Raw genomic sequence first — 944 nt, 5'->3', positions numbered from 1 at the left:
TCCCCGCACCAATCACCGCTAGGGCCGCGCCCAACCAAGCAAATCGGTTTGGTCGGCGTTTAGTGTAAACCCAGAGCAGCGGTAGCAACATGATTGGCGTGGTTGAAGATAGCAGAGCAACCATACCTACGTTCCCTTCGCGCAGCGCGTAAAGAATTAACGTCATTCCTACGGCCATCGCGAGAAAGCCATTCAATGCCGTAATGCCAAAAACACGCCAAGTAATGCGCTGGGTGGAGCGAGCAACTTTGACTCCAACGATAAGTAATAAGCAGTGCGCAACGAACGCGCTGATCATTCGAATTGCCGATGCAGCGATTGGGTCGACACTGGTTTGCATGACCGGTTTAGCAATAATGCCACCGAGCGCCTGACATATTGCAGCGGTAAGGCCGAGTGAGACTCCAACCCAAATGTTGCCTTTGATTTCCTCGAGCACATTGTTAGTTTGTCCGCGTCGGCCAAAGAATATCGCCATCACCACACCGCTAAACACCAGTGCAGAACCAAGCAGTTCAATGGCCGTCATGCTTTCGCTAAACAGGAAATAACCTAAGATGGTGGAAAACACGGCATGGCAGGAAAACAACAGGCCCGCTTGCCTTGGCCCCATGCGATTCAAACACGCAAACAGTGCGGTGTCGCCAATGAAGATCCCTATCAATCCGGATGCCATCATCGGCGTAATGTGTTCCCAAGACACACTTAGCCAACCGCCGGTTATCCACGCCATGGTCGACAAAATCACGGCTGTGCAGCCCATCCGCCAACGACTGTAAGAAAAGGTACCCAGATGCTGCGCAGGAATAACCGAAATCAGGCTGGAAACCGCCCATAAAAAGGCAGCGCACAGAGCAAGCCATTCGTAACCCATGATTGATAGACGTCCTTGTTGAATAGGGTTGAGGGCTCTTAATATGCATGAAATGCCACGAGCAATGCCT

1 protein-coding gene is annotated in these 944 nt (G+C 51.7%); it reads right to left on the bottom strand.

Going from position 1 to position 944, the window contains the following annotated elements; all coding sequences use genetic code 11:
* Positions 1-874, bottom strand: an 874-nt coding sequence (locus tag R7R78_RS24770; protein WP_225474453.1) for a DMT family transporter, incomplete at its 3' end; no start/stop codon positions are given.
* Between the last annotated feature and the right edge of the window lie 70 nt (positions 875-944).

It is taken from the genome of Vibrio sp. 2134-1 (assembly GCF_033339495.1).
Note: the sequence above shows the minus strand (reverse complement) of the source record. Positions and strands in the feature narration are given on the sequence as shown.